General features: G+C 51.3%; 17 protein-coding genes. 10 read left to right on the top strand and 7 right to left on the bottom strand.

Annotated elements, in window-relative coordinates; genetic code table 11:
• Positions 1–74: 74 nt before the first annotated feature.
• Both pbpC and KTG12_RS13530 read right to left on the bottom strand, forming a co-directional pair.
• The gene (pbpC, locus tag KTG12_RS13535) at positions 75–2,420 is read right to left on the bottom strand and encodes a penicillin-binding protein 1C (RefSeq protein ID WP_005648697.1); all 2,346 of its coding nucleotides are present in this window, start codon (positions 2,418–2,420) and stop codon (positions 75–77) included.
• Positions 2,421–2,558: 138 nt separating this feature from the next.
• Entirely contained in the window at positions 2,559–2,708 is a 150-nt protein-coding gene (locus tag KTG12_RS13530) for a hypothetical protein (RefSeq protein WP_005635280.1), read from the bottom strand.
• A 71-nt stretch (positions 2,709–2,779) separates the two neighbouring features.
• Here KTG12_RS13530 and KTG12_RS13525 point away from each other — a divergent pair, with 71 nt between their 5' ends.
• Entirely contained in the window at positions 2,780–4,990 is a 2,211-nt protein-coding gene (locus tag KTG12_RS13525) for a BT4734/BF3469 family protein (RefSeq protein WP_229101486.1), read from the top strand.
• A 306-nt stretch (positions 4,991–5,296) separates the two neighbouring features.
• Here the strand turns inward: KTG12_RS13525 and KTG12_RS13520 are convergent, their stop codons facing one another.
• Positions 5,297–5,545, bottom strand: a complete 249-nt coding sequence (locus tag KTG12_RS13520; RefSeq protein ID WP_005647203.1) for a hypothetical protein — start codon at positions 5,543–5,545, stop codon at positions 5,297–5,299.
• 9 nt (positions 5,546–5,554) lie between these two features.
• Positions 5,555–5,764, bottom strand: coding sequence for a DUF4248 domain-containing protein (locus KTG12_RS13515; protein ID WP_154291681.1), 210 nt, complete (start codon positions 5,762–5,764; stop codon positions 5,555–5,557).
• Between the two features lie 208 nt (positions 5,765–5,972).
• Between KTG12_RS13515 and KTG12_RS13510 the strand changes: the two genes are divergently transcribed.
• The 6 genes from KTG12_RS13510 to KTG12_RS13485 all read left to right on the top strand — a co-directional run bounded on the left by KTG12_RS13510 (position 5,973) and on the right by KTG12_RS13485 (position 11,392).
• Complete coding sequence (locus KTG12_RS13510; protein ID WP_005635270.1) at positions 5,973–6,479, top strand: HU family DNA-binding protein; 507 nt, start codon at positions 5,973–5,975, stop codon at positions 6,477–6,479.
• A 90-nt stretch (positions 6,480–6,569) separates the two neighbouring features.
• On the top strand, positions 6,570–6,680 hold the full coding sequence (locus tag KTG12_RS22295; RefSeq protein WP_005635268.1) for a smalltalk protein: 111 nt from the start codon (positions 6,570–6,572) through the stop codon (positions 6,678–6,680).
• Complete coding sequence (locus tag KTG12_RS13500) at positions 6,677–7,141, top strand: N-acetylmuramoyl-L-alanine amidase (protein WP_005635265.1); 465 nt, start codon at positions 6,677–6,679, stop codon at positions 7,139–7,141. The genes KTG12_RS22295 and KTG12_RS13500 overlap by 4 nt, the downstream gene beginning before the upstream one ends.
• 119 nt (positions 7,142–7,260) lie before the next feature.
• Positions 7,261–9,636: an ABC transporter permease gene (locus KTG12_RS13495; protein WP_155144282.1), complete on the top strand. Its 2,376-nt coding sequence runs from the start codon at positions 7,261–7,263 to the stop codon at positions 9,634–9,636.
• A 27-nt stretch (positions 9,637–9,663) separates the two neighbouring features.
• Positions 9,664–10,344: an ABC transporter ATP-binding protein gene (locus KTG12_RS13490; protein ID WP_005635260.1), complete on the top strand. Its 681-nt coding sequence runs from the start codon at positions 9,664–9,666 to the stop codon at positions 10,342–10,344.
• A 106-nt stretch (positions 10,345–10,450) separates the two neighbouring features.
• Positions 10,451–11,392 (top strand): sugar phosphate isomerase/epimerase, encoded by a 942-nt coding sequence (locus KTG12_RS13485; RefSeq protein WP_005635257.1) that lies wholly within the window; start codon positions 10,451–10,453, stop codon positions 11,390–11,392.
• Positions 11,393–11,615: 223 nt separating this feature from the next.
• Here the strand turns inward: KTG12_RS13485 and KTG12_RS13480 are convergent, their stop codons facing one another.
• Positions 11,616–12,044 (bottom strand): HIT family protein, encoded by a 429-nt coding sequence (locus tag KTG12_RS13480; RefSeq protein ID WP_138273003.1) that lies wholly within the window; start codon positions 12,042–12,044, stop codon positions 11,616–11,618.
• 290 nt (positions 12,045–12,334) lie between these two features.
• Here KTG12_RS13480 and KTG12_RS13475 point away from each other — a divergent pair, with 290 nt between their 5' ends.
• Entirely contained in the window at positions 12,335–12,640 is a 306-nt protein-coding gene (locus KTG12_RS13475; RefSeq protein ID WP_005648700.1) for a hypothetical protein, read from the top strand.
• A 204-nt stretch (positions 12,641–12,844) separates the two neighbouring features.
• Positions 12,845–14,122, top strand: coding sequence for a hemolysin family protein (locus KTG12_RS13470; RefSeq protein WP_005635249.1), 1,278 nt, complete (start codon positions 12,845–12,847; stop codon positions 14,120–14,122).
• Between the two features lie 7 nt (positions 14,123–14,129).
• Here the strand turns inward: KTG12_RS13470 and KTG12_RS13465 are convergent, their stop codons facing one another.
• Positions 14,130–14,816, bottom strand: a complete 687-nt coding sequence (locus tag KTG12_RS13465; protein ID WP_005647197.1) for a TrkA family potassium uptake protein — start codon at positions 14,814–14,816, stop codon at positions 14,130–14,132.
• Positions 14,817–14,831: 15 nt separating this feature from the next.
• The gene (locus KTG12_RS13460; RefSeq protein ID WP_129943164.1) at positions 14,832–16,652 is read right to left on the bottom strand and encodes a TrkH family potassium uptake protein; all 1,821 of its coding nucleotides are present in this window, start codon (positions 16,650–16,652) and stop codon (positions 14,832–14,834) included.
• A 225-nt stretch (positions 16,653–16,877) separates the two neighbouring features.
• Here KTG12_RS13460 and KTG12_RS13455 point away from each other — a divergent pair, with 225 nt between their 5' ends.
• Positions 16,878–17,618, top strand: a complete 741-nt coding sequence (locus tag KTG12_RS13455) for an NUDIX domain-containing protein (protein ID WP_138273001.1) — start codon at positions 16,878–16,880, stop codon at positions 17,616–17,618.

Below are 17,618 nucleotides of genomic sequence, written 5' to 3'. Positions count from 1 at the left end.
CTAACTATCTCACTTGCGACTGCCAAAGGTAGTAAAAACTTTACAGAAAGAGCCTTTTTTAGAAACTGTTTTGATTATTTCACCTCGAACGATATTGTCTTTCGATTGCCCTGGTCGTCGATCAGCGTCAGGCGATGTTTGCCGGGGGAAGCGGAGAAGCTGATCTGGTGGTGGTCTGTCGTTTCGCCGGCATACGTGTCGTCGAGATGCCAGTAGAGGATGGCATCCGGACGGGCGTGGGCAGCTTTGAAGACAAACTGCTCCCGTTTGCCGGAGAAGCCTTTCGGAAGATAAAGGATGGCGTTATGCTCCGGATAGATCAGTTCGATCTGCCGGCCCCTGTCTTCGCCGCATCCCGGTTTGACAGGAGGCAGGGGAGCGTAGTCGATATGATAGTTCCGGTAATAATATTCTTCGGAAGGAGGCAGTACGAACCACGGGCGTGCGATCATCCGGCCGACCGATTCGCACGAGCTGTTCACCCGGAAACGGCCGTCCGCAGAAAGATGGACAAGCCGGTGGTAGGGGCAGACTTCCGTCTTGTCGGCCGAGCGCGGCATGTAGAGCGTGTCTACCCGGTCACAGATAGCGGATGCCTTGTGCCCGCTGAGACGGCAGATGGCCATCGGGAGGAGTTCGTCGTAAGGCATGTCGAACCAGCCGCTTCCCGGAAGGAGCGAGAACAGGTCGAAGAGGACGGGAGCGGCATTGCCCACGCCTGTCAGTCCCGGCCGGCCTTCTCCCGAAGCGTTGCCCACCCATACGCCGACCGTATAGCGCGGGGTTGTCCCGATCGCCCAGGCGTCCCGTCCGCCATAGCTCGTCCCCGTTTTCCAGGCCACCTGCTTCATGGAGCCGAATTGCTGCCAGTCCGCCTCCTCTTCAGGGCGGTTCAGCGCCGACATCGCTTCGAAGGCGAACCAGATGGAGGCGGCGGAGAGGAACGGCTTGTCCGTAAGCCTTTTGTCGGCGACCGAGCGGACCGGATCGGCCGGAGGAGCCGGGTAAGGAGTGAGCGGATGGATATCCGCCGGGTCATACCGCCCGTTGTAAGTCCGGTAATGTGCGAGCGTACGCGCCAGTGAAGCATACATGCCGGTGAGGTCCCATAACGTCCCTTCGGCGCCTCCCAGGATCAGCGAAGCCCCGTAATGCTCTTCGGAAAAGCGCAGCGTGGTCATGCCCGCCTTTTTCAGCAGCGACATGAACCGCCCCGTGTTGTAGGCCGAAAGCATCCGTACCAGCGGGACGTTGAGCGAACGTTCGATCGCCCGGTGTGCCGGGACCGCCCCGTAGAACGTCTTGTTGTAGTTTTGCGGCGAGAAGCCGTTCAGGTTCAGGGGAACGTCTGAAACGAGCGTACCGGGGAGCAGCTGCCCGTCGTGCAGCATGGCGGCATAAAGAAAGGGCTTCAGGATGCTGCCCGTGCTGCGCGGCGAAGTGATGATGTCTACCTGGTTCCCTTTGCGGGCGTCGGCCTTGAAAGTGACGTTTCCCGCATAGGCCAGCACCTCGCCCGTTTCGGCATCGGCGATGAGGGCGGCCAGGTTATGGATGTGGTTGGAGGCGTAGTCGCGGGCGTAGCGGTTGACGATCTCCTGTGTCTGGCGTTGCAACATCCGGTTGACGGAGGTCGTGATACGCGTTCCCGGAGCGTCGGCCGCCAACCGTTCGAGCAGGTGAGGGGCTTCGTCGGGCAGAGGCACGGGCGCTTCGGGAAGCGGTTCGAGGAGCGACAGCCCGTATTCGGTTTCGTCCAGTATCCCTCTCTCCTTTAAGGCGGTCAGGAGCTTGTCGCGTTTGGCTTTCAGCCGTGCCCGGTTACGTCCGGGATGGATCAGGGCGGGCGAGTTGGGCAGGACGGCGAGTGTGGCGCTCTCGGCCCACGAGAGGTCGGCGGCGCTTCGCCCGAAATAGCGCCAGGCCGCCGTCTCGATGCCTATCACATTCCCTCCGAACGGGGCGTGCGAGGCATAGAGGTTCAGGATCTGATGTTTGTCGAAGGCTGTTTCCAGGAGAAGGGCGTAGCCGGTTTCGACCATTTTTTCATACAGGGTACGGTCGCGGTTGCCCCGCGCGATCCGTGCCAGCTGCATGGTGATCGTGCTCCCCCCGCTGACGACCTTACCCCGGCTGAGGTTGATCCGCATGGCTCGGACGATGGCAACCGGGTCTACTCCCGAATGCCGGAAGAAACGTTTGTCTTCGTAGGTCAGCAGGCAGGTCACGAACTTGCCGGGAAGACTGTCTGCCGGAGGGAAACGCCATTGCCCGTCCGGTGCGATCCGTGCCCCTAACAACTGCCCGTCGGAAGAATAGAGCAGGGTGGAGCAGGCCTCCGGAAAGAGTGTCCGGGGGGCGGTCAGATGCAGGACCGTTCCTATCAGCAGCTTTATGAAAAACAGGTGGAAGACAATCATTCGCCATTTGGTTTTACTCCTCTAAGTTAGTCATTATTTTCGCGATTTCCAACCATATTTCCTTGAATTTTTCTTCGTCCGTGTGCAGGCTGAGGGCATTTGCGAGGCGGAAGAACCAGTGGAGCGTCGTTGCCGGCTTCAGCCCCTTTTAAAGTCTATGTAGATACGTTTGCTGATGTGGGCCGATTGGCAGAGGGTGTCGATGCTGATGCCCTCTTCGATCCTTTTCTTGTCGATGAATTCGGCAACTTGGCTGATTAGGCCGGGATTTTTGAAGTCTTTTGTCATGATATGAGTTATAATTAGTTAAATAGCAGGAAGTTTCCGGTTGTCCGGTTCCCTTATGTGGGAACTTTTGTTTGCCGGATAGTCCGTATTTTTATGCTGCTTATGACAGCGAGTGCAAATGTATAATTAATTTTAATAGTATTATGGAAAAATCTTTCAGCCTGTTTGCCAATTTCAAGCAAACAACCCCATCGGAGATCACGTTGGACCGTGTTTACCGGCTCATCACTACCGACTCCGACTTGCGTGACCGTACCGAGAAATTCCGCTTCTACCTCCGGGTAGGAAACAAGCAAATGTCGGCCTGCGAAAAGACTTCATGCCCCGCCTTCACTCCCGCCGTGCGATGCGAAGGAGGCAGGAAGCGTATGCATATCAAGGCTTATACCGGTTTGAGCCTTTGCGATTTGGATCATATACCGGAAGAACGGATGGCGGAGGCTTTTGCGGCGGTCTGTGCCGACCCCCATGTCCTTTTGGCCTACCACACGATCAGCGGACGGGGGCTGCGCGTCATTTACGCTTTTCTCTTTGAAGACGGCAGTTCCGTCGCGGACGCCGACCCTGCCGATCGGAAGACGCTCCGGGTCTACCAGGAGGGCTACCGACAGGGTAACGAACTTTTCGCCCGCCTCGCCGGGCTGGAATACGACAGCAGTTGCAAGAATCCCGAACGGATCAGCGGTACGGCTTATGATCCGGACGCCTATTACAATCCGGAAGCCCTGCCGCTCCAGGTCAAGCTGCCGCCTGCTCCCTCCGCGAAACCGGGTCGGCCGAAAGGACAGAAGGCGAAACCGGGACGCTATACCGCAACGGCGGGCAAGGCGGCCGAGGTGTCCGGAAAACGGCTGGAGGACGAAGGAATCCGCTATGAGCCGGGCCACCATAACGAATATGTCATGCGCACCGGCTACCTCTTCAACCTCTATGGCGTGCCGGAGGCGGAGGCCGTCGCATGGGCGGTCGAGGCGTTTGCCGATTATGGCGCGGAGAACGTCGAGAGCACCTTCCGTTCCTGCTACGCGGGAGAGGAGGAGCATGGCTCCGTGCGCCTGCCCCGGAGCGCTGGCGGCAAAGGCAGACGGGAGGCAGACGAGGCGAACAAGCCGGCCGAGGTGGAGGCGATCGAGGCGTTCCTGCTTTCGCAGGCGGAGTTCCGCCACAATGTCATCACGCACCATTGTGAAATCCGCTGGACGGAGGAGGCCGGCTTCCTGCCGCTGACAGACCGTGACGTGAATACGCTTTGGGGGCGGATGAACAAAACGGTGGGACGCGTCTATCTGACGGATATATACAATGTGATACATTCCGAGTTCGTCCCCCTCTTCAACCCTTTCCAATCCTATTTCGACCATTTGCCATCATGGGACGGCGTGAGCGACCCTATCGGCGACCTGGCCGATACGGTGCATGTCAAAAGCGACCAGGCGGAGTTTAGGGACTATTTCCGGAAATGGTTTGTCGGCATACTGCCCGCGCTGCTCGACGATACGGTCGTGAACCATGAGATCCTGGTCCTTATCGGCGAACAGGGGCTTTACAAAACCACCTGGTTCAACTTCCTGCTGCCACCCGAACTGCGCTGCTATTTCTATACGAAGACGAACAGCGACCGCCTGAATAAGGACGATCTCTTTTCCCTTACCGAATTCGCCCTGATCTGTTTCGAGGAGCTCGACGGCATGCGGCCTGCCGAGTTGAACCAGTTGAAGGCGATGGTCACCATGCCCTACGTCAACGAGCGGGCGGCCTACGGGCGCAACAAGGAACGCCATCCGCATATCGCTTCGTTTTGCGGCACGGGCAATAATGTCCAATTCCTGACCGACCCGACCGGCAACCGCCGCTGGTTGCCTTTCGAGGTGTCGCAGATCCGGGATCCGCATCTGCATGCCATCCCTTACGAGCTGGTCTACAGCCAGGCCTATGCCTTGTGGAAAAGCGGTTTCTGCCACTGGTTCTCGCAGGAGGAGATACGGAAGCTGAACATGCATAACAGCCGCTTCGAAGTCCCCAACCTCGAAGAAGACCTGATCCGTACTCATTTCCGCAAACCGTTCGAGGGCGAGGCGGGCATCTTCGTCACGGCGGCCGATATCCTGGAGCAGATCAGTTCTTGCCTGCGTTACCCCCTGAGTCCGAATAAAATCGGGCGTATCATGGCGGGGCTGGAGTTCGAATCGATCCGGTATAAAGGGAAAAGGGGCTATATCACTGTGAAAAAGACCGGGGAGGATATCGACAGGGAACGGAGATCCGGCGCTTTGGGATTGTGATTTTTTGCTTCCGGCCCGTTTTTTTGACACAATTGGCACATTTGACATAGGGTTGTAGAAATATATATACGCGAGATAAATAATTAATTATTTAATATACCTACATAGGTATATATATACCTGAATATATATTATTACCTATATATAGTTTAGCAAACCGATGTCAAATGTGCCAATTGTGTCAAATCCCGCAAGGTCCGTCTTCCGGCATTTCCATGATTGCCGGCCCGCGTTCCTGCAAACGTCGGCCCGCATTCCTGCAAATGCCGGGCGGCAATCATGGGAATGCCGGGCGGTGTGGCAGGGTTATAGCTTCCCGATCTCTTCGGCCGTCAGCCCCGTGCAGCTTGAAATGGCGGCGGCATCCATGCCCATCCGCTTCATGTTGGCGGCGGTCTGGTGCAAGGCTTTCGCTTCACCTTTTGCGAGACCTTCTGCGAGGCCTTCTGCCTTTCCTTCTGTGAGCCCTTCCCACTTGGCATTCTCGATGGCGTCTTCCAGGATCACGACGTTGGTGAGGTGCTCTTCGTAGGCGTGGCGTTCCCCGCGTGTCATGGAGTCATCCTATGGTTCTCCCAGATATTCGAAAATCAGTGCCACCTGCCGGGAGGTGAAGAGCCGTTGTTTCGTGTAGTAGCCGGTCTGTCGCAACGCTTCCGTGAGCGGGCGGTTCAGGCGTATCCAGGCGGCGAGCCGGTTCAGTGCGGACTGGGAGGTGATCTCCGGTGCATAGGCCTGTGCCAGTTCGCTCTTGCTGTAGGGACGGATTTTCATGATTTTTCTGTTTGATTGTATGGTTATAAAGATACGGAAAAAATCTGGGATACGGAAGTGTTTCTGCTCATGAATTGGTTATATATCTAACCTTATTCATGGTTGGCTCACACTGTCTCATTCTGTCTCCCGATCGCCTTTTGCGCCTGCCGTATCTTTGTCTCAGAGATTAATAGCAGAGAAGTATTCATTTAAAAAAAGTAAGGTTATGCCATTAAATTACAGTATTGTTTTGTTGGGCAATCCGCGTAAGCCGGACGATCCGAAGAAAGCCTACGCCCGTTCGCAGGTCAGCAAGGAGCTTACGTTGAAAGGGCTTTCGCAACGTGTCGCGGCCCAGACGACCGTGAGCCGTGCAGATGTTTCAGCGGTGTTGATCAGTGTGGTCGAGAATATGATCGAGGCCCTGCGCGACGGGGAGCAGGTCGATTTCGGCGAGTTGGGCAAGTTCCGTTTGCAGGCGACCAGCCGGGGAGCCGATAGCGCGGAGGTGTTTACTGCCACCAATATCACCGGAGTCAATATCCAGTTCGTTCCCGGCGACGATCTGAAAAAGATCTTCAACGGTATGAGTTTCAATCCCGTACCCAGCCGTGCATCCGTACGTGCCGTACTCCGTGCCGAGAAGGCAGGCGAGACGACGGTCGACCTGTCGAAGAAACCGAACGAAGGAGGCGGGAGCGGAGGCGAAGATGACCGGCCGGGAGAACTTTAAGCAATTGATAATTGACAATTAAAAGCAAGAGAAAAGCGTAGGGCAGGACCCTGCCCCATGCTTTTCAAATCATAAATCATAAATCTCATCATGGAACAAAAAAACGAAAAGAAATCTGTCTGGGGAGTGCTCCTCAAAGTGATCATCGCCGTAGCCAGCGCCATTGCCGGTGCGCTCGGCATAAGCGCCTGCTCGTTATGACGGCGGGATGTTTCTATCAGAATTATCGGGAGGTACGCCTCCTGATAATTCATTGCAGCGCGACGCGCTATGACCGCGATTTCCCGGTGGAGGCCTTGCGGGCTTCACACAAGGCGAGAGGATTTGCCGATATCGGCTATCATTTCTATATCACCCGCGACGGCTATCTCCACCGTTGCCGTCCCGTCAACCAGATCGGCGCACATGCAGCCGGGTGGAACGACCGGAGCATCGGCATCTGTTATGAAGGCGGCCTCGATGAGGCGGGAACCCCTTCCGACACCCGTACCTACGCCCAGAAATGTTCGCTGCTCGACCTGCTCCGCCAGCTCCGGCGGGACTATCCGGAGGCGAAGATAGTGGGACATTGCCAACTGAGTCCTTACATCCGCAAGGCCTGCCCTTGCTTCGACGCCAGGGAGGAGTATGCGGGATTGGAAGAGGAAGTGTCAAGAAAATAGACAGTGGTGTCTAATTATTAGACAGTCTGTTCGAATTGTTGGATATCTATTTTATTGATTATTTGCTCGTTATGCTATTTGGCATATTTTTTGTTAGTATTGAAGCAAAACAGTTGGATATGAAAACGATTTTGCGAAATTTCTTTAGTGTGCTCCGCCGGTTCAAGACGGCTTCTGTTTTGAATGTGCTGGGGTTGAGCATTGCTTTTGTGGCGTTTATGCTCATTATGATGCAGGTGAATTATGATTATACGTTCGACCGCAGCCACCGGAACGCCGATGCTATTTTCCGGGTGGATATCGTACACGGAAGCAAAGGGTCGCAAGCCATTATCTGCCGTCCGTTCGCGCGGGCGTTTGCCGGGTCTTCGCCTCTTATAGAGGAAGGATGCCTTTTGAGTGCTTGGACCGAAAGCCGTTTTTTCTATATAGAGGATGGCGGACAGCGGACGAGCTACAAGGAAGATGCGTGGAACGTGACTCCCGGAGTCTTGGAAGTGTTCCGTTTCGATATGCTCGAAGGAAGCGAGCGCTCTTTGGATGAGCCCAACAGCGTAGTCCTTCCGGAAAGCATGGCGAGAAAGATCTTCGGTGACGAATCGGCGGTAGGCAAGCAGCTGATCTCTGCCAATCCTATGGAAGATGCGAAAATCGTGAAAGGCGTATATAAGGATTTTCCCCGTAACTCTGCTTTGAAGAACGTCATGTACACGTCGATGAGTCCGAAGGAAAACTATGATAACTGGGGAAACTGGAATTATTTTTTCTTTGTCCGTCTGGGCGAGGGGATGGATAAGGCTGAGGTGCTGGACAATTTCAAGCGTAATTTTAATGCGAAGGAAGCCTTCGGCAATGAGTTCGAATGGGGGGAGGAGAATAGCTTGGATCTCCGCCTGACCTCTTTGCCGGATGTCCATTTCCTGAGTAACGTGGATTTCGATTCGATGCCGAAAGCGAGCCGCCAGACGTTGCTGGTGCTTTTCTCCATCGCTTTTGTCATCCTTATTATCGCCGGTATCAATTTTACCAATTTCAGCACGGCGCTGACTCCTATGCGCATCAAGAGCATCAACACGCAGAAGGTGCTGGGCAGTTCCGACCGTACGTTGCGTGGAAGTTTGTTGGTAGAGGCGGTCTGCGTCAGTCTGTTTGCTTATCTGCTTTCGCTTCTTTTCTTATACATAATCCCCAAAACACCGGTAGTCTCGCTGGTGGATGCCGACATCTCGTTCGGGGCGCAGCCGATGATCATTGCCGGCACGGCCGTGATCGCGGCGATCGTGGGAGTGCTGGCCGGCCTTTATCCTTCCTACTATGTCACCTCTTTCCCGCCGGCATTGGTGTTGAAAGGAAGCTTCGGCCTCTCGCTTGCCGGGCGCCGGATGAGGAGCGTGCTGGTGGGGGTCCAGTTTGTGGCTTCTTTCATCCTGATTATCGGCTCTTTATTTATGTACCTGCAAAATCATTATATGCAGAATGCGCCGTTGGGATATGACAAGGAGGAGATGATTATCGTGCATCTGAATAATACTATAAATAAGAACCGGGATGCTTTCACGGACCGGTTGAAATCGTTCTCCGGCGTGCAGGACGTGACCTATTCCCAATTCCTGCTTTCGAGCCAGGACCAGTACATGGGATGGGGGCGTGACTATAATGGGAACAACATCAATTTCCAGTGTCTTCCTGTTTCTTCTTCTTTCCTGAAAGTGATGGGGATAGAGGTCAAGGAAGGTCGTGATTTCCGTCCGGAAGACGATCAGAAGGAGACGGGTTGCTATATATTCAACGAAAAGGCGAAGGCGCAGTACGAATTGAAGTTGAACGAAAAGATCGACGGTGACGAGATCATCGGTTTTATCCCGGATATCAAGTTCGCCTCATTCCGCCAGGAAGTTACCCCGATGGCTTTCTATCTTTGGGGCAAATACCAGTGGGGGCAGGAAGGCAACTATTATAATACCGCCTATGTGAAGTTCAAGGCGGGAAGCGACCTTCGCTCCGGAATGGAGCATGTGCGCGAGTCGCTGGAAAAGTTCGATTCGGAGTATCCTTTTGTGGTCCGTTTCTATGACGAGGTTTTGCAGCATACCTACGAAAAGGAATTGAAGATCGGTTCTTTGATCACCTTGTTCAGCCTTGTCGCTATCTTTATCTCGATTGTGGGCGTGTTCGGCCTTGTCGTGTTCGAAAGCGAATACAAGCGGAAAGAGATCGCCGTGCGCAAGGTGTTGGGATCGACGACGGGAGAAATCTTGTATATGTTCAATGTGAGCTACTTCTGGATTTTGCTGATATGCTTCGTCTTCGGTGCTCCGGTCGCCTGGTACGGCGTACACCGTTGGCTGGAGAATTTCGCCTACCGTACGCCGATGTATTGGTGGGTGTTGCCGCTGGCTTTCCTGGCCGTAGGCGTGATCACGTTTATGACGGTGACGTACCAGAACTGGCATGTCGCTAACGAAAATCCGGTAAAGAACATAAAATCAGAATAAAATCAAAAAAACATAATTCAGAAAGTCATGATAAAGATCGAAGGTTTAAGTAAGTTTTTCCGTACGGAAGAGGTGGAGACGATTGCATTGAATAATGTTTCCCTGGAAGTGAAAGATGGCGAGTTTGTGGCTATCATGGGACCTTCCGGATGTGGCAAATCTACATTGCTGAATATCTTGGGGCTGCTGGACAATCCGACTTCGGGCGATTATTACCTGGCAGGCAAGGAAGTCGGGCATCTCAAGGAGAAGGAGCGTACGCAGGTCCGCAAAGGCAACATCGGTTTCGTGTTCCAGAGTTTCAACCTGATCGACGAACTGAACGTGTTCGAAAACGTGGAACTCCCGCTTACCTACCTGAAAGTAAAAGCCGGCGAGCGTAAGCAGATGGTGAACGATATCCTGAAAAGGATGAACATCAGCCACCGCGCGGGCCATTTCCCGCAGCAGCTTTCCGGAGGACAGCAGCAGCGTGTGGCCATCGCACGTGCTGTCGTTTCGAATCCGAAGATCATCCTCGCCGATGAGCCGACCGGTAACCTGGACTCGAAGAACGGAGCCGAAGTGATGCAATTGCTCACCGAACTGAACCGGGAAGGGACCACGATCGTCATGGTGACTCACTCCAAGCACGATGCCAGTTTCGCCCACCGGATCATCAATCTGTTCGACGGAAGCATCGTCTCGTCGGTGAACGAGTTTATCTGAGGTGCAGAAGAAAGAACAGGAAGCCGTTTGATTTTTTTTCAAACGGCTTTTTGTATGATTTCCAGAATAAAATCATACCTTTGGAGCAATCTAAATTTAATAGACCATGATCAATAGAAGAAACTTTTTGAAAAACGCGTCCCTGTTTACGTTGGGTGGCCTGATGGCCGGTAAGGTAGGGAATGCCGTTGCAGCGCAGCCTGCGACATCTGCCGCTTTCGAAGCGACGGCGGCCAAGAACATCGGTTTACAAATCTATTCTTTAGGCGACGAGCTTTACAAGGATGTTCCGGGAGGAATGAAGAAGTTGAAAAAGATGGGGTATCAGACCATCGAACTTGCCGGTTATGGGAAAGGCAAGATCCGTGATATCGAATTGATGGATTTCAAGAAGATGGCGGATGATGCCGGCATTACGATTCTGAGTTCGCATGTGAATCCTCCTGTTCGCGAATACACGAAAGACAACCTGAATACAATAAAGGAATACTGGAAGAAGACGGCTGACGACCATGCCAAGTTAGGAGTGAAATATCTGGTGCAGCCCGGCCAGCCCAGTACCCGTAACGTGGAAGAAACGAAATTTGTTTGTGAAGTCTTCAACGAAGCCGGAAAGATCGTGAAAGCGGCCGGCATACCGTTCGGTTACCACAATCACGACATGGAATTTGCCAAGGTGGTTCCCGGCGGCACGGAAATGAAGTTCGGACGCCATAACAAAGGCGAAAAAGTGTATGACATCTTCCTGGCGAATACGGACCCGTCATTGGTTTTCTTTGAGATGGACGTTTACTGGGCCGTGATGGGCCAGCAGGATCCGGTCGAGTATATCACGAAATATGCAGACCGTATCAAAGTGCTCCATATCAAAGACCGCTATGTCCTGGGGGATTCCGGCATGATGAACTTCGAGCAGATATTCAAGCATTTCTATGCAAACGGCCATAAGGACTATTTCGTTGAAATGGAAGGTACGGGTAGCGGACATCAGTTCGAAGGCGTGAAGAAAAGTGCCGATTACCTGCTGAAGTCTTCGTTTGTAAAGTAAGCAGACACGGAAGCATTAATAGAGTAAGAGGTGTGTCGAAACTATCCTGTTCCCGCGCTTGACGCGGGATCGCATTAAAACCAGCCCTATAAAAGTCTGATTGATAAGGTCTGTCCTTTTGCATCCCCGCATCAAGTGCGGGGACAAGGAGATTTTGACACACCTTCCTATATGTTATGTCCGGAAATCTTCCGCGTCCACTTTTGCAACTTCTGTGCCTGCCTTATAACGCCTCTTTGATCTTTTCAACCATATCCTGGTATTCCGCATCCGTCAAGTATACTTTTTTCGGGTTCATGGTAAATGTCCCGCCGAAGTCAGGGCCTCCTTCATATTTCGGGGCCAGGTGGAAATGAAGGTGCGACAGTTTGTCCGAATAAGCGCCGTAATTGATCTTTTGCGGATTGAATATTTTCTGCATCGCGCGGGTCACCCGTACGACATCGGCCATGAATGCGTTCCGTTCTTCGTCGCTGAGCATGTTCAAGTCGTGTACATGGTCTTTGTAGGCAACCAGGCAACGCCCGCGATACGTTTGTTCCTTGAACAGGAACAGTCTGGATACCGAGAGAGGAGCGATTTCGATCATCAGCTCGTGTAAAGTCTGATTGTTCTGGCAATACAGACAATCTTTGGGATCACTTAAATTCATATTTTATTAGATTTCATTAATGATGTGGCTAAATTAACAATTAAAATGGAGATTGGAAGAGGTGTGCCACATTTATTGTAGAAAAAATACACGGACTTCTACACTTTTTCCCATGTTTTATGGTTGGGTATCCGATGGTTTGCTCTTTTTCTACCCCTTATTTTGTAAGCTCTGGGACACTTTATCATGTTTTTGGCATGCTGTTGTGGTACGATCCTTGTACTTGTTTTATCAGATTGAATAAAGGTTTTAGTAATCACTTAGGTATTAACTTTTAAATTGTTAGAGTCATGAAAAAGATTGTTTTAATGGTAGCGGTAGTAGCATGTGTGGCATTCGCATCACAAGGTGTACAGGCATCGACTGTACAGGTATCAGTCGAAAACGTAATGCAGGACGATTTCGTGAAAATCGAGGTAAAGGAACTTCCCCAGGCCGTGCAGGATGCAATCGCCAAGTCTTACGAGGGCAGTACGGTGAAGGAAGCCTATGTTGCCGGTGCCGACGGTGCTAAGAAGTATAAAGTCGTCCTTGTCGACAAAGATCAGAAGGAACAGACGGTTGTTCTGAATGAGAAGGGCGAGGTAATCGAGTAAGTATGTATCTATCTCCCGATACTGTTTTCTAATAAAATTTTAAATAAGAGTTAGTGAAACTTATCGACACATGAAGCCGTTCTGTCTGCGAAGATAGAATGGCTTTTTTTATATATTAATTAGATTTATTTTCATCTTGTTAGATGTGAGAGTTCGAATAATTCATATCTTCGCCTCTCTAATCAATCGCTGTGTATATAGCAAATGGAAATATTTATTATTATCGGTCTTATCTTATTGAACGGCCTTCTTTCTATGTCGGAAATTGCTTTGGTGTCAGCTCGTAAGGCTCGTCTTGAGCTGGAAGCAAAACGTGGAAACAAATCTGCCAAGACTGCTTTGAAGCTGGCAAACGAACCGGACCGGTTTCTCTCTACCATCCAGATCGGGATTACGCTTATCGGTATTCTGACCGGTTTGTATTCGGGCGAGGCTTTTGCCTATGACCTGGCCGAGCATGTCCGCCGCATTCCTTTTCTGGAACCTTATGCGTTGGGAGTTTCCAAAACCACAATTGTCGTGATCGTCACTTATCTGACATTGATTATGGGCGAGCTGGTCCCCAAACGTATCGGTATGGGCTATGCTGAGCGTGTGTCGATGCTCGTTGCCAAACCGATGAATTTCCTTTCGCTGGTCGCCTCGCCTTTCGTGTGGCTGTTATCCAAGAGTACGGCGTTGACCGTCAGACTGATCGGAACCGATGCGACTGAAGAAAACAAGGTGACGGAGGAGGAGATCAAGGCAATTGTCAAAGAAGGCTTTGATGTCGGCGAAGTGCAGGAAGTCGAGCAGGACATCGTGGAACGCGTGTTCAATCTGGGCGACCGTAATGTCGGTTCTATCATGACACACCGCAGCGAGCTTGTCTGGCTGGACCTGACGGACAGTATCGAGCAGATACGCGAGAAAGTCCAGGAAAATCTTTTCAACATCTATCCGGTTGCTGCCGGAAAGTTTGACGATATCAAAGGCGTCGTCTATCTGAAAGACTTGTTCGGCCGTATCGACGAGCCGGATTTCTCTTTGTCGCAGGTGATTCGTCCGGCGGAGTTTATGCCGGAAAACCAGAGTGTGTATAATGCGTTGGAACAGTTCAAGCAGGCACGTGTGAAATATGGCATCGTCACGGACGAGTTCGGAGGCATCCAGGGGATCGTCACCTTGAAAGATATCATGGAAGGTCTGATCGGGCAGGTTCCCGATGTGGGGGAAGAAGCCGAGATCGTCGAGCGGTCCGACGGGACCTGGCTGGTGGACGGGCAGTACAACTTCTATGACTTCCTTGAATATTTCGACATGGAAGATTTGTATGCCGAGCATGACTATAATACGCTCAGCGGCCTGATCCTGGAGATTCTGGAACGGGTTCCGAAGACCGGTGAGAAATTGAGCTGGTTGAACTTCGAATTCGAGATCGTCGATATGGACGGCGCCCGTATAGATAAGGTTTTGGTTTCCAAGATACCTCAGAAAGAATAAACCGGCGTCAGATATCTGCCAGCCTGTGCAACACTTCCATCTTGCCGAAAAGGATGAGCAGATCACCTTCTTCGACTCTCAGGTCTCCGGTGATTTTGTCGATGACGGAGTATTGGGTTTGTTTTAACCCGATCAGGTTGCGTTCTGTCTTGGGGCGTTCGATGCCGACAAGGCGCACTCCGAAATTCTCTTCTATGTCTATGGTCTGCAGGGTCTGTCCGACAAAGGTGACAGGTGCTTTTATCTTGTAGAGATGGTGTGTGTCCGTCACTCTGTACCATTGTTTGAAGAGTTCCCCAAGTAAGGATTGGGATGCGTACATACCGGCGAAATCATCTTCCGGAGTGATGATCTCCGCTACACCGATCGAACGGATCACTGCCTCGTGGATGGGAGAAATCCCTCGTACGATCAGTTTGTTCACATCTAAGTTCTTTAGCAGGGCTACAGTCTGTATGGAGGTCCCGAAGTCCTTGCCGAAGGTGACGAAGATGGCATCCATCTCGTTCAGTGGTAGCGTGTTCAAGGCGTCTTTGTCCGTCGTGTCGAGGCTGATTGCTCCGGATATGGTGTGTTTGACCGCTTCGGTCTTGTGCGGGTTGATATCTACGCCGATCACTTCATTGCCGATGCGTGTCAGGCTTTCGGCGATGGCGCGTCCCAGGTTTCCTAATCCGATTACTAAATATTTCATATTGTATTCTTTATGTTACATTAATATATTTTCCTGTGGATAGGTGTAATTCTTCTTTTTGTATTCCTTGTAGAAACTGATAAAGAAGGCCAGTATGCCGATACGTCCGACCAGCATGGTGAAGATGATGACCAGTTTTCCCGAAATGCTCAGTAACGGGCTGAAGTTCAAACTTAACCCTACCGTGCTGAGTGCCGACACGACTTCGAAGGTCAAGGTGAAGACCGATACGTCTTTTTCGGTAATGGACAATATCCAGACGGCCGCCCCCAGCCAGCAGAAATAGAAAACGATTGTGGCGAAAGCCCTGCGTATGGTTTCCGGTGATATTTCACGTTTGCGGATTTCCACATTCTCTTTCCCGCGGGCGGCGTTGTGCGCGGTCAGCAGGGCGACACAGACGGTCGTTACTTTCAAACCGCCGCCGGTAGACATGGGAGCGGCGCCTATTATCATCAGGATCAGCGTCAGCATGAGCGTCCCGGTGGCCAGCGTCCCCATATCCGCGACGCAGAATCCGGCCGTACGCGGGGTGACGGCTCCCAGGAATGCATTGGCAAGCTGTCCTCTGAACGGCAATCCGGCGAGCGTATTGTCCATTTCCAGCAGATAGTAGAAAAATGTACCGCCGGCAAGCAATACCAACGTGCTGATCATCACGATGTACGTGTTGATATTGATAATTCTGGGGGTATGGATATAATGCTTCTGCTGTCCGATTACGATCTTGAATGTATTGACAAGCAGATGTCGTAACAGCTTCAGGTAGTTGAAAACAATCGGGAAACCTAGCCCGCCGAATACGATGAGCAGGGCGATCCAGACATGCAGGTTGTATTTTTGGGCGACCAGCGGGTCATACATGTTTCCGCTCAGCGTCGAGATCCCAGCATTGCAGAAAGCCGAAACGGCATGAAACACAGCGTAGAACACTTCTTCCTGCGTGCCTCCCGGCAGCCCTCCCTTTATATCCAGATAAATCAGGTAGGCCCCTACACCTTCGATAAACAGTGTCACGAACAGGATGTTAAGGATCACCCGGAACAGCCCGTTCACCCGGTCTTCGTTCAGCATGTCTTTCAGAACGAGCTTGCTGGTGAAAGATGAATGCCCCATGAAAGAAAGGGCAAAAAAGCTGGTGAAAGTCATGACTCCTATACCGCCGATCTGGATAAGAAACATGATGATGATATGTCCTGTATGCGTGAATGTCGTTGCCACATCGACTGTCGTCAGTCCGGTCACACAGACGGAGGTGGTCGAGATGAACAGGGCATCTACGAAATGAATCCCGTGCACCGTGGCGTTTGGCAACATCAGCAATCCCGAACCGACAAGGATGACGAACACGAAACTCAGCAGGAACAGGAGGGACGGCTTGATATGGCTTTGTAACAGCGTGAATGTCTGCCGCGACAAATGGATGGCGCTCAGCAACAGCAGGAGGAAATAAACGAACAGCGGTTCCGTGAGGAAACCGAGGTAGGGCAGCGACTGGTGGATGGCTTCTTTGAAGAATACTTTGCCCGATAGCACGGCAAAGAGGAAAAAATAAATGCCGATATCCAGGTATAACATTTTCTCTTGTATGATCTCTTTGAATTTCAAAATATACCGAAGCGATATCCCGGTAAAGAAAGCCAGCAGGAGGTAAACCCGGCTGGTTTCCAACATATGGGTGACATGGGCCGAATATTTGAATCCGAACTGATAGACCAGGATGAAGAGGGAGGCGAGAGAGGCGACGAGTATGATTCCTTCGGCCACCATGTTCAGCAAGCCCTTCATATTCGCCCAGTACATTCGGAATGAGAACTGTAGATGTTTGATATCCATAGTACGTCTTTTTTTAATAACAAATGTATTGAATAAATGTTAGAAGTTTCTTCCCTTTCCGGATAATCGCATTAAAGTTCAGGTTTGGTACAGTTCCTTTTTCTGTGAGTGATAATGTATGTTAAATAACGGGCTTTTTAGCCTTTTGAGTAGATATTGTTCGAATTACATTATGTCGTATGTCGTTTTAACCTTATATTTGCGGAGAATCTTTATTGGGATATTATGGAAACACAGGAAAATAAGCATGAAATGTTTTATCCGCACGTTTCGGTCGATTGCGTATTGCTTGGGGCAAACGAAGATAAACTGTGCGTGTTGCTCGTCGAAAGACAAGTTGCCGGTAGTAACGAGAAACACTACAAATTGCCGGGAAGCTTGATTTATGAGAGTGAAGATCTGGATACGGCCGCTTATCGTGTCTTGAACGAAGCGACAGGTCTGAAACGTGTAGCCTTGAAACAGTTCCGCAGTTTCGGCTCTCCTGCCCGTACCAAGAATAAAGAGGATGTGCAATGGCTGGAAAATGCTTCCAAAATGAAAATCACACGAATCGTGACGGTCGCTTATCTGGCGTTGTGTAAGTTCGGGAAGAAAATGACGATGGGGGAGATGTCCGATACCCTTATCTGGGCACCTATAAATGAATTGCCACATCTGCCATTCGACCATAAGGAAATTGTTGAAGCTGCCGGCGAAGAGATACGGCGGTGGGTGGATGTCGAACCGGGTATCGTTTTCGATTATCTTCCGTCAAAGTTTACGGCCTATCAGTTGCGGCGCATTTTTGAGATCATTTATAATAAGACGATAGATGTACGCAATTTCCATAAAAAGATGACGGCGATGGAATATGTCGTGCAGACGGATGAAGTGGAAACGGGAGTGAATCATCGGGCAGCCCGCTATTACCGGTTCGATAAGGTGAAATATAACAAGTTGCATTCGAAGTTTAATAAGATATGA

This window comes from Parabacteroides sp. MSK.9.14, assembly GCF_019041495.1.
Lineage (GTDB): Bacteria > Bacteroidota > Bacteroidia > Bacteroidales > Tannerellaceae > Parabacteroides > Parabacteroides merdae.
This window is presented reverse-complemented; position numbering and strand designations above follow the sequence as displayed.